This window comes from Mesorhizobium sp. M7A.F.Ca.CA.001.04.2.1, from assembly GCF_003998485.1.
Lineage (GTDB): Bacteria > Pseudomonadota > Alphaproteobacteria > Rhizobiales > Rhizobiaceae > Mesorhizobium > Mesorhizobium ciceri.
Map to the genome: position 1 here is coordinate 42,725 of NZ_RZQT01000011.1, position 13,462 is coordinate 56,186.

Here is a 13,462-nt window from a genome sequence, read left to right on the forward strand (position 1 = left end):
CCGTGAAGGCCGTGCGCACCGACCGCGAACTCGAATGTCCCGGCATCGACGCCGGCTTGCGGGCGAGGGGGGTCGAACTGGTGACGCTGCCGGACGGCATCCCCGAAGCTGATCTCATGCAGGCCGTTGCGGACGCCGATCTTTTGCTGATGTGCTACACGCCGATCACCGCACGGGTGATCGAGGCGGCTCCCAGATTGAACGGCATTGTCAAATATGGCGTCGGCGTCGATGCCATCGACATCCCCGCCGCGATGCGGCGTGGCATTCCCGTTGTCAACGTGCCGGATTATGCTGAGGAAACCGTCGCCGAAGGCGCCTTCGCGCTGATGATCGCGCTGGCCAAGCGGCTGCCCTCCATCACCGCGGCGGTGTCACGTGATGGTTGGATCTGGCCCGAGCAACGCTGGCTGGGGCGCGACATGTCCGGCGCCACGCTTGGGCTCGTCGGCTGCGGCAAGATCGGCCGCAGCATGGCGCGCATGGCAGGCCAAGGATTTCACGCGCGCGTTCTCGGCTTCGATCCCGGTGTCGATGTCGCAACCATGCGCACCGCCGGCATCGAGAAGGTAGAAGACCTCCACGTCATGCTGCGCGCCTGCGATTTCGTTTCCCTCCACTGCGTGCTGAACGACAGGACGCGCGGCTTGATTGGTGAAGCCGAGCTCGCTTGCCTGAAGCCTTCCGCTATCATCGTCAATGTCTCGCGCGGCGCGCTGATCGACGAGGCCGCCCTTGTCGAGGCGATCATCTCGGGGCGCATCGGCGGCGCCGGGCTCGACGTCTATTCGGTCGAGCCGCTGGCCAAATCGGGCCATCCGATGAGCGCGCTGTTCGGCCGCGACAACGTCATCCTGTTTCCGCATCTCACCTTCTTCACGCAGGGGGCCATGCGCCGGCTCGAAGACGACACGCTCGCGCGCTGCTTCGAAATTCTCGAAGGCCGGCCGGTTACCGTTCGTTCGTTCGACCCGCGGCTGCGGGCGCAGACATCTGGGGTTTCATTCGGCTGACCATCACCATCTCTGCCGCCAATCGCGGGCCTTCCGCGAGGCCGGAATCGAAGCCAGGCCAGCGTTGCGACAGTTCCATGACAACTATCAGGTAAAATTTGCCTCTCATAAAATAAATAGATTTTACTTATCGATCGTCAGTCCCCAAAGTCGGCACAACGACGAGATCGAACGGTGCCGCATAAGGCTCCGGCCTACAGGCGAGATCGTCACAGTGCATCGCAGAATGTGCCATCAATCACAGGGGAACTGAGCATGAAATCGCAAAAGGCAACCATAGCTATGGCCTTCGCCGCGTCGCTGTTGGCGTCGTCGGCTCTTGTCGGACCGGCACTCGCCGACGGCGTCGTCACCATCTATTCCGCCGACGGCCTGCATGACGGCAATGGCAGCTGGTTCGAGACCGAATTCGCCGCCTTCACCAAGGCCACCGGCATCACCGTGCAGTATATCGAGGCAGGTTCCGGCGGCGTCGTCGAGCGTGTCGCCAAGGAAAAATCGAATCCGCAGGCCGACGTGCTGGTGACCTTGCCGCCCTTCGTGCAGCGGGCCGCGGCTGACGGCCTGCTGCAGGACTACAAGCCGGAAGCCGCCGACCAGATCGATGGCGGCACAGACAAGTACCGGCCGCTGGTCAACAACTATATGAACTTCATCTACAACAGTGCCGTCCTGCCTGAAGCGCCAAAGGCCTACAACGACCTGCTCGACCCGAAGTTCAAGGGCAAGATCCAGTATTCTACCCCCGGCCAGGCCGGTGACGGCACCGCCGTCATGCTGCAGATCATCCACGCCTTCGGCAGCGAGGATGCCGGCTTCGAGTTCATGAAGAAGCTGCAGGACAACAATGTCGGCCCCTCCGCTTCGACCGGCAAGCTGACCGCGCTGGTCAACAAGGGTGAGCTGCATGTCGCCAATGGCGATCTGCAGATGAACATGTCGCAGATGGCCGACAATCCCAATATCAAGGTGTTCTGGCCGGCTGGACCTGACGGTGTGCGCTCCACCTTCGCGCTGCCCTATGAAATCGGCCTGGTCACCGGCGCACCCAACGCAGACAACGGCAAGAAACTGATCGACTTCCTGCTCTCCAAGGAAGCCCAGTCGAGCATCAGTTCCGTTGCGCTCGGCATGCCGGCTCGCAAGGACGTCAAGCCGGATGACGCCAACTTCGCCAAGGCGCAGGAGGCGATGAAAGGCGTGACCATCTGGTCGCCGAACTGGGACGACGCGCTGAGCAAGCTGCCCGATTATGTCAAGCGCTGGAACGAAGCGACCGGAAGTTGATCCGCAAGGGAAACCCGGAGGACCACGCCATGTCGGCCGCAGCCTTTACTGGTACCAGTGTCATGGACATCGACGCCGCGAAGGTTCGCGGCGCCGGCTCCAATGTCCATTTCGACAAGGTCAGCGTTGCCTATGGCGCGCATGTCGTCCTGCATCCGCTGACCCTGGATATCGCACCTGGCGAGATCCTGGCGATGATCGGCCCATCCGGATCCGGCAAGACGACGGCCTTGCGCGCCGTGGCGGGCTTCGTGCGACCCGCCAGCGGGCGGATCCGCATCGGCGCCACCGATGTGACCGATCTGCCGCCCTACGAGCGCGGCCTCGGCATGGTGGTGCAGAACTACGCGCTGTTTCCGCATATGCGGGTCGAGGACAACGTTGCCTTCGGCCTCAGAGCACAGGGCGCCGACAAGGCGCTGATCGGCGAGCGGATCAAGGATGCGCTGGGCACTGTCGGCATGTCGGCCTATGCCCGGCGCTATCCGCGCGAGCTTTCGGGCGGCCAGCAGCAGCGCGTGGCGATTGCGCGTGCCTTGGCCGTGCGGCCGCGCGTGCTCCTGCTCGACGAGCCGCTCTCGGCGCTCGACGCCCAGATCCGCCGCAACATGGTCGAGGAGATTGCGCGGCTGCACCGCAGCCTGCCCGGCCTGACGATCCTCTATGTCACCCACGACCAGACCGAGGCGCTGACGCTTGCCGACAAAATCGCCATCATGCGCGACGGCAGGGTCTGTTCGCATGGACCGACGACCGAACTCTACCGCCGCCCGCCAAACCGTTTTACGGCCGAGTTCCTCGGCCGCGCCAATCTTCTTCCGGTAACGGTTGCCGAGGCCGTCGGGTCGAAGGGATTTGCCACGGCAAGGCATGGTGACGCGCTGCTGACCGGCGCCGGCCGCAACGAGAAGGCCGGCGACAAGAGCCTGCTCTGTATCAGGCCGCAGCATCTCAGCCTGACCGCCGACAGCGACCATACCAACCGCATCGTGGGCACGCTCCAGGAAGTGCACTGGCAGGGCGAACTGACCCATCTCGTGCTCGACGTCGACGGCACGCCGGTGCGTGTCTCGGCGACCAGGCTGCCGATCGCCTTGCCCGAACCCGGCGCCAAGGTGCCGCTGTTCTTCGCGCCCGCCGACACCTCGCTTCTCCCGGAAGACGCCGGTGTCTGAGGCCGTCACACTTCGCGCGCCGGCGTTTCGGAGGGAACCCGGCAAGCTCTGGATAGTGCCACCGGCGGCCCTGCTGGCGCTGCTGTTCTTCTATCCGTTGGCACTGATTGCCCGCCAGGCCTTCCTCGACGACAGCGGCGTCGCCAATGTCGCCGAAGTCATCCGGGTGCTGCATTCGCGCTTCTTCCTCAACGCGCTGATCAACACCGTGTCGATCTCGGTCGCGGCGACGGCCGGATGTCTGGTCGTCGGCCTCGTGCTGGCGCTGATTCTGGCCTTCGTGCCGTTCCCCGGCAGCGGCTTCATCGCCCGGCTGATCGATACCTTCATCGCGCTGCCGACATTCCTGGTGACGCTTGCCTTCACCTTCCTCTATGGCTCCGCCGGCATGCTCAATGCCGGGCTGATGGAGACCTTTTCGCTGCCGCTGCCGCCCGTCGATTTCCTCTATTCCGCGTGGGGTGTGATCCTGGCCGAGGTCACTGTCTACACACCCTTCATCCTGCGGCCGCTGCTCGCCGCCTTTTCGCTGGTCGACCGTGGCCAGATCGAAGCGGCGAGCGTGCTCGGCGCGCGGCCGTTTCGCATCGTTCGCCAGGTGGTCCTGCCGGCGGCAATCCCGGCACTCATCGCCGGCGGCAGCCTGTGCCTGCTGTTGACCGTCAACGAATTCGGCATCGTGCTGTTCATCGGCGCCAAGGGCGTCATCACCCTGCCGCTGCTGATCTACGGCAAGGCGATCCAGGAATCGGCCTATCAGGTCGCCTGTATCATCGCCGTCGTCAACATCGCGCTGTCGCTCGGCCTGTTCGGCCTCTACCGTTTCGCCGCCGGCCGGTTGGGAGCCTAGCCCATGCTGGTCTGGTCACGCTCCGGTCGTCTTGTCCTGTGGGTGCTCTTCGCACTGATCTTCGGCGTGCTGTTCCTGGCGCCGCTCGCGGTCATCCTCCTGTCCAGCCTCGCCGACCAGTGGAACGGCGTGCTGCCCAACGGCGTGACGACGGAGCACTACACCGATGTCATTTCCGGTGCCGCCGGCAGAGCGGTCAAGGCCAGCCTGGTCACCGGCTTCCTGGCCAGCGCGCTGGCGCTGGTCAGCGGCACCTGGGCGGCCCTGTCGCTGCGCCTCCAGGGCCATGCCTTGCGGCGGCTGCTCGGCCTTTTGTTCTTCATCCCAAGCGCGGTCCCTTCGGTGTCTGTCGGCCTTGGCCTGCTGGTTGCCTTCAGCCATCCGCCGCTGCTGCTCAACGGCACGATCGCGATCGTCATGATCGCACATTTCGTGCTGATCTCGGCTTTCACCTTCGGCAATGTCTCGGCTGGACTGGCGCGGCTTTCGCCCGACTTCGAGCAGGTGGCATCGAGCCTCGGCGCTCGCCCGGCCTACCGGCTTTGGCACGTCACACTGCCCTTGCTCGCACCCTATCTGGTCGCCGCCTTCGGTCTCAGTTTCGCGCTGTCGATGGGGGAACTCGGCGCCACCGTCATGGTCTACCCGCCGGGTTGGGTGACGCTGCCGGTCTCGATCTTCAGCCTTACCGATCGCGGCGACATCTTTGCCGGCGCGGCACTGACAATGATCCTGGTCGTGGCGACGCTGGTTCTCTTGCTCGGGCTGGAGCGCATTACCAAGCGCGCTACCGGCTCGTAGGACTTTCCCGAGTCTCAGCCCTGCGCCGGCCTGCGTTCGACGATGTAGATGTGGTCTGCCGCCAGCACCACGTCGCCGCGCTGGTTGATCACCTCGCACCGCTCGATCACCCGTCCTGAACCCGGCCGCTTGGGATCGTCTTCCTTGACCGCGATGGTGGTGCGCGTGCGGATTGTGTCGCCGATGAACACCGGCTTGACGAAGCGCAGCCGGTCGTAGCCGTAGGAAAAGGCGACAGGGTTGACGACGCTCGCGGTCAGCCCGATGCCGACCGAGAACACCAGCGTGCCATGCGCGATGCGCTGGCCGAATGGCGTCGTCTTCATGTACTCGGCGTCCATATGGTGCGGAAAGAAATCGCCAGTGTGGCCGGCATGGACGATGAAGTCGGTCTCGGTGATGGTGCGGCCGCTTGTTAGGCGCGACGCGCCAATCTCGTAATCCTCGAAATATTGGATCTGTTCCATCAGGGTCTTTCCGCGATCGGTGTCGCCGGTGCCGCGCTCGACTGGTAGGCGGCCTCGACCAGTGCCATCGTGTTCCAGGCATCTTCGACGGGGCTTATCAGCGTATCATCTTCTCCGGCCGCAAAGCGCTGGACATTGGCCATGCGGCCGACGAAGGCATCGGGAAACCACTCGCCGGCCAAGGGCACGGCGATCCAGCCCGTTCCGCCCTTCGGATAGATCTCCAATACATCCGGTTCGCCTGTGGGATAATCGAGGTTGAGACCCAGCTTGAGATAGGCGGCACCCTCTGTGCCGCAGATGCGGAACTCGCAGGCCTGATGCCGGCGACCGAATTTGTGGTCGTGGTTGATCGACAGCGCGCAACGCACGGTGTCGCCATAGTCGAGAATGGCGCTGGTGCGCGTCTGCGCCACTTTATGGTTGGGATGGCCGAGCGTCTTGGCGTGCACGCCTCTGGGGTCGTCGAGCAACTGCCGGATCAGGTCGAGATAGTGGATCGAATGCATGGCGATCTCGACGCGCGGCGCCTTGAGCAGGAATTCCCAAAGCTCCCATGGTGTCGCCAGCGCCAGCCAGGCGTCGAAGTCGACGATCTCGCCGAGCCAGCCCTTGCCGATGGCATCCTTCAGCGCCAGCATCATTGGCGCGAAGCGCAATTGGAAGTTCACCGCCGCGTGCAGCCTCCTGGCGCGGCAGATTTCGAGGATCGCGGTCGCCTCGGCAAGATTGCTGCCCATCGGCTTCTGGATCAGCGCCACCGCGCCGTCAGGCAAGGACTTCAGCACATCGGCATGATGCGACGGCGGGGTGGCAAGGTCGAAGATCGCGCCCTCGACAGCAGTCGCTTCTTCGACCGAGCCAAAGGCCGTCACGCCCCATTGGCTGGCCAGCTTTTCAGCCCTGACATGATCAGGATCATAAAGCCCGGCAACCGGAAAGCCGGCCTTCCGGTAGGCTGGGAAATGCGCGTCGCCGACGATCGATCCCGCGCCGAAGGTGACGATCGGCCGGGGTCTTGAGGGTTTTGGCCAGGATTGAACGAGCAAGGCAGGGTCGAAGCCGCCTTCAGTCATGATGGAAGACCTCATCCATCTCGGCCCACCACTCGCCCTCCTGGCGGGTCGCCAGCGGCTCCTGGCAGGGCATGCAGACGGCCCACCATTCCTGCGTCTTCGGGTCGGCCGCCATCTTGGCCATGTCGGCGGCATAGTCGGTGCCGTGGTATTCAAAATAGGAAAACAGCAGGTTCTCCGGCCGCTTCAGGTAGATCGAATAATTCTTGATGTTGCAGGCCGAGATCATGGTCAGCACGCCGGGCCAGACGGCGGCATGGAGGCGGACATACTCCTCGACCTTTTCCGGCTTCAGCCCCAAAACCATACCCATCCGCTGCATATCAGTTCCCCTATTTGGTGATCGCCGTGGTGAATTCGGCGATGCTCATGGCCTTGACCGCGTCCCAGTCCCAATCGATGCCGATGCCCGGTTCGTCGGGCGCCAGCGCCTGGCCATCTTCGATGCGCATGCGCTTGCCGGTCAACTGGTCGAGCTGCGGAATGTACTCGACATATCGACCGTTCTGAACAGCGCAGGTCAGGCTGACATGCAGTTCCATCAGGAAATGCGGGCAGACCGGAATGTCGAAGGCCTCTGCCGCGTGCGCGATCTTGAGCCATGGCGTGATGCCGCCGATGCGGCCGACATCGACCTGCACGATCGAACAGCCGCCTTTCTGCATGTATTCGCGGAAATGGCGGATCGAGTAGAGCGACTCGCCGATGGCGATCGGCGTCGGCGTCGAGTTCGACAACCGCACATGCCCGTCGATGTCGTCGGCCGGCAGCGGTTCTTCGATCCAGGCGAGGTCGAGCTCACGCAGTCGCGCCGCGCGCCGGATCGCTTCGTCGACAGAAAACCCCTGATTGGCGTCGGTCATGATCTCGTAGCCGTCGCCGTCCGCCTTGCGCACCGCCGACAGGCGGGCAAGATCCTCCGACCCGTGCGGCCTGCCGATCTTGACTTTCGAGCCGCGAAATCCCTTCGCCTTGGCGGCCAGCGCATCGTCGACCAGCGCCTGCGTCTCGATGTGCAGCCAACCGCCTTCGGTGGTGTAAAGCGGACAACGATCCTTGGCGCCGCCGGCGAGTTTCCACAGCGGCAGGTTTTGCTTCTTGGCCCGCAGATCCCACAGTGCGGTATCGATCGCCGCGATGGCGATCGCGGTGATCGCCCCGATGGTCGTGGCATGCGTGGCGAATTCGAGATCGTGCCAGATCGCCTCGATCATGTCGGGATCGCGGCCGATCAGGCGCGGCACCAGATGGTCCGAGAGCAGCCGCATCACCGACGAACCGCCGGTGCCGATCGTGTAGCTGTAACCGGTGCCGACCGCACCGTCGGAATCGGTGATCGTGACGATCGGCGTTTCCTGGCTGACGAAGCTCTGGATCGCGTCGGTGCGCTTGACCTTGGGCACAAGGTCCACCATGCAAAGGTCGACTTTCTCGATTCTGGCCATGCCGATCAGCTCCGCAATGTCTTTCCGGTCTCAGTGGCAAACAGATGCGCCTGCGACATGTCGAGGCTCATGGCGACCCGCTCGCCCGGCCGCAGTGGCCTCGGGTTCAGCATGCGCGACACCCAGTCCGTGCCGTTGAATTCAACGAACACCAGCGTCTCGTTGCCGAGCGGTTCGGTGACCGTGATCGGCAGCTCGATCTGGTGGACATCGGCCGCGCCACCGGAACTGATGCCATGGCCGGTCGGGTAGATGTCGTCCGGCCGCAGCCCGAACACGACCTTGTCGCCGGTCGCGACATTGGCCTTGAACTGGCCGGGCAGCGGCAGCTTCTCGCCGCTGGCGAAAACCATCTGGCCACCGTCGACCGTCGCCTCGTGCAGGTTCATGGGCGGCGAGCCGATGAAGCCGGCGACGAAGCGCGTCGCCGGCCGCCGGAAGACCTCGTCGGGCGTGCCGACCTGTTCGATATGGCCGTCGCGCATGATGACGATGCGGTCGGCCAGCGTCATCGCTTCGACCTGGTCGTGGGTGACGTAGATCACCGTCGACTGCACCTTGGCATGCAGCTTCTTGATCTCGGTGCGCATCTGCGTGCGCAATTTGGCGTCGAGATTGGAAAGCGGCTCGTCGAACAGGAAGACGTCTGGATCGCGCACGATGGCGCGGCCCATGGCGACGCGCTGGCGCTGACCGCCGGACAGTTGCGACGGGCGGCGGTCGAGCAACGTGTCGAGGCCGAGGATGGCCGAGGCCTCGGCGACGCGGCGGTCCATGTCTTCTTTGGCGGCGCCGGCGATCTTCAGGGAGAAGCCGAGATTCTCGCGCACCGTCATGTGCGGATAGAGCGCATAGGATTGGAACACCATCGAGATGTTGCGCGAGCGTGGCGGCAAATCGTTGACGATGCGTCCGCCGATCTCGATCGAGCCGGCGCTGATTTCCTCCAGCCCGGCGATCATGCGCAGCGTCGTCGACTTGCCGCAGCCGGACGGGCCGACCAGCGCAATGAACTCGCGGTCGGCAATGTCGAGATCGATGCCGTGCACGATCCCAATAGTGCCGTAGCGCTTGGTCAGCTTGGTGAGGGTAACGGTTGCCATGGGATCAGCCTTTCACCGCGCCGGAGGTCAGGCCGCCGACAAGGTGTTTCTGGACTATGTAGGTGAGGGTGAGCGCCGGGATGATCATCACCACGGCCAGCGCGCACATGCCGCGCCAATCGATGGTGAACTCGGCCGTGTAGTCGAGCAGGCCGACCGGCAGCGTCTTGGCGCTCACCGAGCGGGTCAGCTGCGAGGCCAGCGCGAACTCGTTCCAGCAGGTCAGGAAGGCGAAGATCGCGGCCGACGCAATGCCCGGTCCGGCGAGCGGAAACTCGACCTGCCAGAACGCCTGCCAGCGCGTGCAGCCATCGATCTGCGCTGCTTCCGCGAGGTCCTTGGGCACCTGGCGGAAGAAGCCGTCGATCAGCCAGATGGTGAACGGCACGTTGAGCGCGACATAGGCGAGGATCAGCCCGAAATGGGTGTCGATGATGCCGAGCCGCACATAGAGGAAGAACAGCGGCAGCGAGAGCGCGATGCCCGGCACGGTGCGCGTCAGCATCAGGCCGAGGAAGACGCTCGATTTGCCGCGAAATCGATAACGCGCGAACGCATAGCCGCCGGCCATGCCGATGGCCACCGCAATGACCGTCGAGGTCACCGAGATGATCAGCGAGTTGCGGAAATATTCGATCACCGGGATGCCGCCCTTGCCGATGCCTGAGAACATCGCGACATAGGCGTCGAACGAGATCTCCTGCGGGATCCAGACCGGCGGCTTTGCCATGATCTCGACCGTCGGCCGCAGCGACGACAGCACGATCCACAGGCCCGGCAGGCAGATCGTCAGCATCGCCAGGAACAGGCCAAGGCGATAGACGATGCCGAGCAGCCGGCGCTTCAGGCGGGCGGAAGAATTCTCGTCCATCTTCACCACTCTGCACCGATCTGCGTGCGCGCCGCGGCGAGCTTGTTGAAGAAGTAGACGGTGAAGGCGATCGACAGCAGGATCGAGAAATAGGCCATGGCGTTGGCCATGCCCATGCGCCCATCGCTGTAGGCGGTGCGGGCCACCAGGGTCCATAGCAGTTCGGTGCGGCCCGCCGGTCCGCCATCGGTCATGATCTTGACGATGTCGTAGGCGCGCGCGACGTCGAGCGAACGGATGGTCATGGCGATGTAGGCGAAGGGCATGACGAATGGCCACGTCACATAGCGGAATGTCTGCCACGGCGTGCAGCCGTCGACCCGCGCCGCCTCGATCGGCTCCTTGGGCATGGCGAGCAGGCCGGCGAGGATCAGGATGGCGAAGATCGCCGTCGACGACCAGATCTCGGCGATCGAGATGGCGATGAAGGCGAGATGGCCCTCGATCAGCCACGGTATGGCGTCTCGCTTGATGCCGAGCGACTGCAGCGCATTGTTCACCAGGCCGATATTGTCGTTGAACATGAACTTGAATTGGAAGCCGACCAGGATCGGCGAGAACATCATCGGAAACATCATCAGCGTGCGCAGGATGCGCTGGCCGCGCGTCGCCTTCTCGACGAGCATGGCGAGGCCGAGCCCGAGCAGCATTTCGAGATTGAGCGCGATGGTCAGCAGCAGAACCGTGCGACCGAAGGCCCACCAGAAGTCGGTGTTGGACAGGATCGAAAGATAGTTCCGGATGCCGATGAAGACGTAGAACGTTTCGGGCCGCGTCAGGCGGAACGGGGTGAAGCTCGAATAGAGCGACAGAAGCAGCGGCACCACCACCACCGCCGCCAGCACGATCATGGCCGGAAGCAGCAGCAGGAATGGCGCGGATGGCTTGAAGCCCTTCATCAGAATCCTTGAGTGTTTGTATTTGGACGGCGGTGCGTTGGCTGGGCGCGAAGGGTTAGCGTAAACCGCTGGCATCCCGCGCAACGCGATCGCCTCCCCCATTGCTGATGGGGGAGGCAGCCCTGGGAGCCGTTGCTAGAGCTTGCCGGCGTCCTGGAGGATTTGTGTCGCCTTGGCGGCGGCTTCATCCAGTGCCTGTTTCGAGGTCTTGTCGCCGAGGATCGCCGCCTGCAGCTCGGGATAGACGGCGTTCGAGATCTCGATCCATTCAGGCGTCTGCGGCACGGCGAAGGCGTGCTTGGCCTCTTCCTGGAAAGCGGTAAGAACCTCCTTCTTGTAAGGATCGTTTTCGGCCTGCTTCAGGTCCCAGTCCCAGACCGCGGTGCGGGTCGGCAGCGGACCGGCGGCGGCCTCGAGCTTCTGGCTGTCCTCGTTGGTCAGCCACCAAACCAGGGAAGCCGCGGCCTCCTTGTTCGGGCAGTTCTCGGTCACCGAGAAGCCATGGAAGCCGGACCAGCCGGTGCGCTTGCCGGACGAACCCTTCGGCGCGACTTTGACGCCGACATTGCCGGCGACCTTCGACGACTTCGGATCGTTGAAGAAGCCGGCCCAGCCCGGCCAATCCAGGTTGATGGCGACAGTGCCGGACGCAAAGCCCTGGCCGAGATCGTCCCAGAGATAGTTGGTGGTGCCGGCCGGCACGGCCTTGGCCTTGTAGAGGTTGACGAACCAGTCGAGCGCCCGGATGCCGGCCTCGGAGTTGAAGACCGGCTTGCCGTCCTTATCGAGATATTGGCCGCCCTCGGCGACGACCATCTCGTAGAAGCGGCCGTTGATCGCCTCTTCCTTGCCGGCGAACTGGGTGCCGTAGAAATTGGGCGGGTTGGCGAAGAACTCGGCCTGGTCGGTGACTTCCTTCCAGGTGTCCGGCGGCACCAAGTCATAGCCGTATTTCGCCTTGAACTTGGTCTTGTTGTCGGCGTTCTCGTACAGGCTCTTCTGGTAGTAGAGCGCCGAAACGTCGAACTGCGCACGCGGCAGCATCTCCAGCTTGCCGTCGATGGTTGCCGCCTTGATCGTCGACGGCACGAAGGCGTCGATCTCTTCCTTCGGCAGCAACTTGCTGAGGTCGGTGTAGAGGCCGGTATATTGCGGCGCGAAGGAGGAATGGTTCCAGCCGACGCACCAGTTGGTGCTGCCCGAGGCGATGTCCGACTTGAGCTCCTTGTCGATGTCGAAGCCGTTCTTCTTGGTCAGGATGTTGACCTTGGCGCCAGTCGCCTTCTCCCATTCCGGGATCCGTTCGTAGAGCTTTTCATATTGCTGGCCGCCGATCAGCTTCACGTCGACGGTCACGCCTTCGAACTTGCCGGGCAGGTCGCCGGCAAGAGCAGCGCCTGCACCTGACGCGAGCAACAATGCGCCGGCGCACACGCCGGAAAGCAGTCTGTTCATTGGTATCCTCCCTTGGCGCCGCCTTCGCGGCGACCGCAACTCGTCTGATGACAAGAAGTGCTACATTCATATACAAACAAAACATTCATAGACACGTCAAGGCGAAATTTGTTTCCGCCGCGCACGTTCCTGCGTATATGAAGGGCGAAATTCACTGGAGGATGAGCCCATGGACGACAGCGAAGACGAGCGCTATCGCGCGCCGGCGCTCGACAAGGGGCTCGATATCCTTGAACTGCTGGCGGGCGTCGACGGTGGCCTGACCCAGGCCGAAATCGCCAAGAAACTCGACCGCAGTCCCAACGAATTCTATCGCATGCTGGACCGGCTGGTGCGGCGTGGCTACGTCACGCGCCTCGACGGCGACCGCTATTCGCTGACGCTCAAGCTGTTCGGCCTGGCACAGCTGCACGCGCCGGTACGGCGGCTGGTCTCCTATGCGACGCCGCTGATGCGTGAGCTTGCCGAGACATCGCAGCAGGCCAACCAACTCGTTGTTTTTGATCGTGGTTCTGCCGTCGTCATCGGTCAGCAGGAAGCACCGAACTACTGGGGCATATCGATCCGGGTCGGCTCCCATATCAGTCTATTCGATACCGGCTCGGGACATGTGCTGCTCGCCTTCCGCTCACCGGAAGAGCGCCAGATGATGATTTCCGAACACGTCCGCAGCACCGACAAGACGGCGCAATCGAGCGAGTTCTTCACCCGTCTCGACCAGATCCGCGATCGTGGCTACGAGATGATGGCTTCGATGCAGACAGCCGGCGTCTTCAACCTGTCGGCCCCGGTGCGCAGTTCCGACGGCAAGGCGATCGCCGCGCTGTCGATTCCCTACATCACGGTGGTCAACGCGCCTTCCGCACCCGATATCACCAGGACAATCGAACTGTTGCTGGCAACGTGTGAAAAGCTGTCGCACCTTGCTGGATCAGCAGTCGGCTCATCGGTGTGAATTCTTATTTGAATGAAGAATTCTCTCGTGAGATGATTTGAAAAACCAGAGGGAGGAGCCTCGCC

14 protein-coding genes are annotated in these 13,462 nt (G+C 63.3%); 6 read left to right on the forward strand and 8 right to left on the reverse strand.

Annotation, left to right across the window (positions count from 1 at the left end; translation table 11 throughout):
- The first annotated feature begins 2 nt into the window (after positions 1–2).
- The 5 genes from EN955_RS05880 (at position 3) to EN955_RS05900 (ending at position 5,126) form a co-directional block, all read left to right on the forward strand.
- Positions 3–1,013 (forward strand): C-terminal binding protein, encoded by a 1,011-nt coding sequence (locus tag EN955_RS05880; RefSeq protein WP_013533036.1) that lies wholly within the window; start codon positions 3–5, stop codon positions 1,011–1,013.
- A 255-nt stretch (positions 1,014–1,268) separates the two neighbouring features.
- Entirely contained in the window at positions 1,269–2,300 is a 1,032-nt protein-coding gene (locus EN955_RS05885; RefSeq protein WP_013533035.1) for a 2-aminoethylphosphonate ABC transporter substrate-binding protein, read from the forward strand.
- A 29-nt stretch (positions 2,301–2,329) separates the two neighbouring features.
- Positions 2,330–3,475, forward strand: a complete 1,146-nt coding sequence (locus EN955_RS05890) for an ATP-binding cassette domain-containing protein (protein ID WP_024502486.1) — start codon at positions 2,330–2,332, stop codon at positions 3,473–3,475.
- Positions 3,468–4,325 carry a 2-aminoethylphosphonate ABC transporter permease subunit gene (locus EN955_RS05895; protein WP_024502487.1) on the forward strand — a complete coding sequence of 286 codons (858 nt, stop codon included), beginning with the start codon at positions 3,468–3,470 and terminating at the stop codon, positions 4,323–4,325. The genes EN955_RS05890 and EN955_RS05895 overlap by 8 nt, the downstream gene beginning before the upstream one ends.
- 3 nt (positions 4,326–4,328) lie before the next feature.
- Entirely contained in the window at positions 4,329–5,126 is a 798-nt protein-coding gene (locus EN955_RS05900) for an ABC transporter permease subunit (RefSeq protein ID WP_024502488.1), read from the forward strand.
- Between the two features lie 14 nt (positions 5,127–5,140).
- On the opposite strand, the gene EN955_RS05905 is transcribed toward EN955_RS05900, so the two are convergent.
- The 8 genes from EN955_RS05905 to EN955_RS05940 form a co-directional block, all read right to left on the reverse strand.
- Positions 5,141–5,596 carry a MaoC/PaaZ C-terminal domain-containing protein gene (locus EN955_RS05905; protein WP_024502489.1) on the reverse strand — a complete coding sequence of 152 codons (456 nt, stop codon included), beginning with the start codon at positions 5,594–5,596 and terminating at the stop codon, positions 5,141–5,143.
- The gene (locus EN955_RS05910) at positions 5,593–6,669 is read right to left on the reverse strand and encodes a Gfo/Idh/MocA family oxidoreductase (RefSeq protein ID WP_024502490.1); all 1,077 of its coding nucleotides are present in this window, start codon (positions 6,667–6,669) and stop codon (positions 5,593–5,595) included. The genes EN955_RS05905 and EN955_RS05910 overlap by 4 nt, the downstream gene beginning before the upstream one ends.
- Entirely contained in the window at positions 6,662–6,991 is a 330-nt protein-coding gene (locus tag EN955_RS05915; protein ID WP_024502491.1) for an L-rhamnose mutarotase, read from the reverse strand. Before EN955_RS05915 ends, EN955_RS05910 begins: the two co-directional genes overlap by 8 nt.
- A 10-nt stretch (positions 6,992–7,001) precedes the next feature.
- Positions 7,002–8,114, reverse strand: coding sequence for a mandelate racemase/muconate lactonizing enzyme family protein (locus EN955_RS05920; RefSeq protein WP_127223401.1), 1,113 nt, complete (start codon positions 8,112–8,114; stop codon positions 7,002–7,004).
- A 5-nt stretch (positions 8,115–8,119) separates the two neighbouring features.
- Positions 8,120–9,217, reverse strand: coding sequence for a sn-glycerol-3-phosphate ABC transporter ATP-binding protein UgpC (ugpC, locus tag EN955_RS05925; RefSeq protein WP_024502492.1), 1,098 nt, complete (start codon positions 9,215–9,217; stop codon positions 8,120–8,122).
- Between the two features lie 4 nt (positions 9,218–9,221).
- Entirely contained in the window at positions 9,222–10,088 is an 867-nt protein-coding gene (locus tag EN955_RS05930; RefSeq protein WP_032898889.1) for a carbohydrate ABC transporter permease, read from the reverse strand.
- Positions 10,089–10,090: 2 nt separating this feature from the next.
- Positions 10,091–10,987: a sugar ABC transporter permease gene (locus EN955_RS05935; protein WP_024502494.1), complete on the reverse strand. Its 897-nt coding sequence runs from the start codon at positions 10,985–10,987 to the stop codon at positions 10,091–10,093.
- A gap of 135 nt (positions 10,988–11,122) precedes the next feature.
- On the reverse strand, positions 11,123–12,442 hold the full coding sequence (locus EN955_RS05940) for a sugar ABC transporter substrate-binding protein (protein ID WP_024502495.1): 1,320 nt from the start codon (positions 12,440–12,442) through the stop codon (positions 11,123–11,125).
- Between the two features lie 169 nt (positions 12,443–12,611).
- Here EN955_RS05940 and EN955_RS05945 point away from each other — a divergent pair, with 169 nt between their 5' ends.
- Positions 12,612–13,397 carry an IclR family transcriptional regulator gene (locus tag EN955_RS05945; RefSeq protein ID WP_013533023.1) on the forward strand — a complete coding sequence of 262 codons (786 nt, stop codon included), beginning with the start codon at positions 12,612–12,614 and terminating at the stop codon, positions 13,395–13,397.
- Positions 13,398–13,462: the final 65 nt, after the last annotated feature.